We start from the raw sequence: 5,014 nt of genomic DNA, 5'->3' as shown, positions 1-5,014 counted from the left end.
TATTGATCTCATTAAGCATTTCTACTTATTGCAAAGGTGAGATGCTCCCTAACTTCTGTCCCTCACCAGATATGATAATATAGATTGATGGTTATAGGTTAATTGATAAAAACTTTTTTTACCATTAAATTGGGCTGTTAGTTGAACCTCTAAGGGAAATTTATCGGTATCTAAGGGAAAAGGTGTGGCTCCTTTTTTTTATATCGCCTCAGCCACGCGGTCAATATCTAGTGCCTTAACAAGAGTTTGGCAAGCATTGCTATAACCCACTTCCCACTTCCCGCTCTACTAAGCCCAATCGTGTTAAACTAATGTAGTTTTTGCCGAAACAGTTAAGTGAGTTTAACAATGGATAAAAATGAATGGATTAGTAGATTCGATGATTTAATTTGTAGTCCTTCGATTCGAGAGTTTTATGGTGAAAGAGAGTTTTTTAATGTCGGTTATTGGCTCTCCCATACCCAAGATCAACAGGAAGCATCCTCTACTCTGATGGAGAAACTTTTAGAATTTATTCCCAACAAACAGGGAACAATTCTTGATGTTGGCTGTGGTTTGGGAGCAACTACCCATTATCTTCTCAAATATTACCCATTGACAGCAATTGTGGGGATTAACATTTCTCCGACACAAATTGCCAGAAGTCTCTTGAATTTTCCCGAGGGTAAATTTCTGTTAATGGACGCAGTAGAGATGGATTTTGCTGATCATTCTTTTGAGCAAATTATTTGTGTAGAAGCGGCTTTTTATTTTAATACCAGGCGGCAATTCTTCCAAGAAGCTTGGCGAGTATTAAAGCCGGGGGGAACCTTAATTCTCTCAGATCTGAGTTTTGCCACAACAGAACTTTTAGGGGATTGGACAGTTCCCCAAGCAAACACGGTCAAAGATAGGGCAGAGTATCAAAATCTTTATCAACAGGCAGGGTTTAAAGATGTTCAATTTGTCGAGGTGACGGAGGAGTGCTGGTTCAGACATTTTCGCCATCTTAAGTCTTGGTTAACAGAGGAATTGCAATCGGGAAAATTAGACGAAGAAACCTATAATTTAAACATTAATGCTCTGGATAATTTGCTAAGTTCCTCGGCCATAACTTATTGGTTAGTTGCTGCCCAAAAGCCAGTCAATATACTGTAATAGTTGTAAGTTTTTCTTGAATTTTTGGAGACAAAAAAATGTTTGATTCCTTATCGGGTAAAAAAGTCGTTATTATTGGTGCAAGCTCTGGGATTGACCTAGGGATTGCCGAAAAATTGCTCTCCCTGGGGGCAAAAGTGGTGCTTTCCCATGCTTCTCAAGAGAAATTAGCTGCCGCTGTTGCCCTAATTTCCGGGGAGATTGAAGCCAAAACTGTTAATTTTTTAGAAGAAGATTCTGTTAATGCCTTTTTTGCAGAAATTGGCAACTTTGACCATTTAGTAGTCACCTCTCTCGGAGACAGAAATATGCCGCGAGCCTTATTAACCGCAATGACCACAGAAACGGCCCGGGGAGGTATGGAGAAATTCTGGGCAACCTTTTTAGCAGTGCGTGGCTCCCTGAAAACTTTGGCCAAGGACGGTTCTATTACCCTGACATCCAGCGTCACTATGTTCAAATATTCCAAAATGGGCGGAATTTCCGTCATAGCCGCCGCTAATAGTGCCGTAGCCGTATTTGGACGCGCCCTCGCCCTAGAACTCGCTCCTATTCGCGTTAACGTTGTTGCCCCCGGATTAATAGAAGATACAAGCATCTGGACCAGTCAAGGTGATTCGGAACGCTCCGACCTGAGCAAATGGGCGGTTTCTGCTCTACCTGTCGAACATTTAGGGCAACCCGAAGAAGTCGCCCTAGCAGTATTGAGTTTGATTATCAACCCCTATATGACAGGGGTGGTTTTACCCGTGGACGGTGGAGTTACTCTTTAATCCCTAACCGGACTTAAACCCTCAACCCGGGAAAGTGATACTAAATCCTCTTTAAAGGGTATAGGAGGGAGTGGGAAGCGGGTTTTTAAAGTTGCATTAAGGGTTGATCATAGTACATAGGTTCGATTTTGCGATCGCTTGTCAGCCGCGCTCGATCGATGTTATTATGACTATCTCTCTAGGCTTTCTGTATTTTTTCCTCTCGGTGGGATGTTTTCCTGTATGCTGGTAATAGTTTCCTTTTTTTATCCGCATATCTCCCACCCCTATGGTCGATAGTCTTCCCCTACGCAATTTAAAATATTATTGTGAAAGATTCGCATCTTTGAATGTTAATGTTAGTAAAAAAAGAGGTAATGCTCAATATAAACCAATTTTACTTTTATCAGTTATCGATCTAATTTCACAGGGATTAATCACGGAAAATAAAATTTTTGTTTCGGATGAATTAATTAATACATTTAATAAATACTGGAATGTTTTATCGTCTCAATACGAGGGGGGGTTGTATTATCCATTTTTTCACTTACAAAGCGAAGGATTCTGGTATTTAAGATTAAAGCCAGATTTTAATGGGCTACAGCCAAAGTCAATGAAAAAACTCAAATTAGCTGTAGAATATGCCTCATTAGATGAGGATTTATATAATTTGCTTCAAGACCAAAATTGTCGTCAAGAATTAATAGACACTTTAATATCAGTATGGTTTTTATCATCTCAAAAAGAAATTAGTGAAATATTGACTATTAACACTAACTTGCAGGATGTAAGTACGGAAGAATTATCAATATTCGATAATGTAGAACAGGAGAAAAAATTCTACCTACGAAAATCTTTAATAAGAAGTGCTTTTTTTCGTAAAGCAGTCGTTTATATATATAATTATCAATGCTCTTTTTGTGGTCTTAAAGTAATCCACTCCTTGACACAAAGTATTGTCGATGGCGCACATATCAAACCTTTTGCTAAATTCTATAATAACCAGATAAACAATGGTTTATCTCTGTGTAAAAATCATCATTGGGCATTTGATCAAGGATTATTCACAATTGATAATCAATACAAAATTATTATCACAGAAGATTTTGAAGAAGTTTCACCGAACGCAAAGTCTATAAAAGATTTTCATGGTGAGAATCTTATACTGCCTGATAATCACGAATATCTGCCTAATCTTGAATCCGTAAAATGGCATAGAGATAATATATTTAAAGGTTAAATTTATGAGAAATAATGTTATTTTTGGCGAGCAAACACAGATAAATATTTTTCCTTCTAGAACTGTTGATGACTTTGTTATAGACGTTGAAATAATTACAAAAGAAATTCAAAGTTTATATCTTTCTAACAGTATTCCATTTGTTATAGGTTACTCAGGAGGAAAAGATAGTAGTGCTGTTGTTCAGTTAATTTGGAATGCAATCAGCAAACTTTCCATCGAGGAGCGTCATAAAAAAATTTATGTAATGACTACAGATACTCAAGTTGAAAATCCTCTTGTATCTACTTGGGTTAAACAATCTTTAGCCAGAATGAAAAATGAAGCTAAAATGCAGCAGATGCCTGTAGAACCTTATTTATTACGCCCAGAAATAAAAGATACTTTTTGGACTTGTTTAATTGGTAAAGGCTATCCTGCACCTCGTCATGGATTTCGTTGGTGTACTGAAAGACTAAAGATAACACCAACAAATCATTTTATTCGTCAGCAAATTCGAGAAAATGGCGAAGTTATTCTTATGCTCGGTACAAGAAAGGCTGAGAGTAATAAACGTGCTTCAACAATGAATAAATATGAAATTAATAGCTTTCAAGAACAACTTAATCTTAAGGAGAATATTAGTAAACCATTGCGCTATAGTGGTAGCCTTCCCAATGCAATTATTTATAGCCCTTTAGAAGATTGGCGTACTGATGAAGTATGGATGTACTTAATGCAGTGGGAAAATCCCTGGGGAGGAGATAACAAAGAATTATTAGCAATGTATAGAGGAGCGACTGCGGATAATGAATGTCCCCTAGTGGTAGATACTTCCACTCCTAGCTGTGGAGATTCGCGCTTAGGTTGTTGGGTGTGTACGTTGGTGAATAAAGATAAATCGATGGAGGCAATGATACAGAATGACGAAGAAAAAGAATGGTTACAACCGCTTTTAGAGCTTCGCAACGAATTAGATATAGAAGATGACCGACCAAAACGGGATTTTCGCCGTATCTTTGGGAAAGTACAATTATTTGAAAGAAACTTAAATGGAGAAATATCGATCGAACCCATACCGGGACCCTATACTAAAAAATGGCGAGAATATTGGCTGAGAAGGGTATTAGAAGCTCAGGAGAGCGTGCGTACTAATGCCCCAGAGGAGATGAAAGATATTACCCTAATTACCACGGAGGAACTCAGCGAAATTCGCCGGATTTGGAGGGAAGAAAAGCACGAATTTGATGACCAATTACCGAAGATTTATAAACAAGTGACTGGAGAAACTTTTCAAGACCCGCGACCGGGGGCGGATAATAATCTTTTGGGGAGTGAAGAATGGGATATACTCGCGGATATCTGTGCCGAGGATTCCATGCACCTAGAATTATTGGCTAAACTGATCGATACAGAACGTCAATATTTTCTCAAAATCTCTCGCAAGGGTATTTACAAAGACCTAGAAAAATGCTTTGAGTCTAGTTCTCGTAGTAAAGAGGAAGCGATCGAAAATGCTCGTTATGTCTATGATCTAAAGAATGCCGCTCAAAGTGGCAATATTGCTCAGGTGAAAGAACAACTCAAGGAGAGTTTTAGTGAACCGGAAAAAGACCCGCAAAAACAGTTAACTTGGGCCAGTATGAAATTCCCTACAACCGATGAGGAGGAAGAATAACGGGTTTATGTAGGGTTTGCTGAATAAATCTAACAACCTTGTTGGATAAGGTTTTTAGACTTTTTTTCCCTCAAAAAGTGCCGACCATTGGAGTGATTGGGGGGAAAATCCCTGGACTTTTTCCCTGAAAATTAGGTAATTGACCACCTGAAAATGGGTAAAACCCCACCCCCCACACCCCACGCCCTACACCCTACCCCCACGAAAAACTTTTTGCCGCAAACCCTA

At 38.6% G+C, this 5,014-nt stretch carries 4 protein-coding genes and 1 pseudogene; 4 read left to right on the top strand and 1 reads right to left on the bottom strand.

All coding sequences use genetic code 11. The features are described 5' to 3' along the window. Positions 1 to 60: 60 nt before the first annotated feature. Positions 61 to 270 (bottom strand): annotated as a pseudogene (locus tag PX482_RS27600) (MvdC/MvdD family ATP grasp protein); the annotation flags it as partial. Positions 271 to 348: 78 nt separating this feature from the next. Here PX482_RS27600 and PX482_RS03380 point away from each other — a divergent pair. The 4 genes from PX482_RS03380 (at position 349) to dndC (ending at position 4,786) form a co-directional block, all read left to right on the top strand. Then, the gene (locus PX482_RS03380) at positions 349 to 1,137 is read left to right on the top strand and encodes a class I SAM-dependent methyltransferase (protein WP_002761744.1); all 789 of its coding nucleotides are present in this window, start codon (positions 349 to 351) and stop codon (positions 1,135 to 1,137) included. Between the two features lie 38 nt (positions 1,138 to 1,175). Then, entirely contained in the window at positions 1,176 to 1,910 is a 735-nt protein-coding gene (locus PX482_RS03375) for an SDR family oxidoreductase (protein ID WP_288023283.1), read from the top strand. Positions 1,911 to 2,178: 268 nt separating this feature from the next. Beyond that, on the top strand, positions 2,179 to 3,129 hold the full coding sequence (locus tag PX482_RS03370; RefSeq protein ID WP_353852214.1) for an HNH endonuclease: 951 nt from the start codon (positions 2,179 to 2,181) through the stop codon (positions 3,127 to 3,129). 4 nt (positions 3,130 to 3,133) lie between these two features. Then, a complete protein-coding gene (gene dndC / locus PX482_RS03365; protein WP_288122061.1) occupies positions 3,134 to 4,786 on the top strand; it encodes a DNA phosphorothioation system sulfurtransferase DndC in 1,653 nt (550 codons plus the stop codon). Positions 4,787 to 5,014: the final 228 nt, after the last annotated feature.

This window comes from Microcystis sp. M53602_WE12 (assembly GCF_030065455.1).
Taxonomy (GTDB): domain Bacteria; phylum Cyanobacteriota; class Cyanobacteriia; order Cyanobacteriales; family Microcystaceae; genus Microcystis; species Microcystis aeruginosa.
The sequence above is the reverse complement of the archived record's forward strand: the minus strand, read 5'-3'. Positions and strand labels throughout refer to the sequence as shown.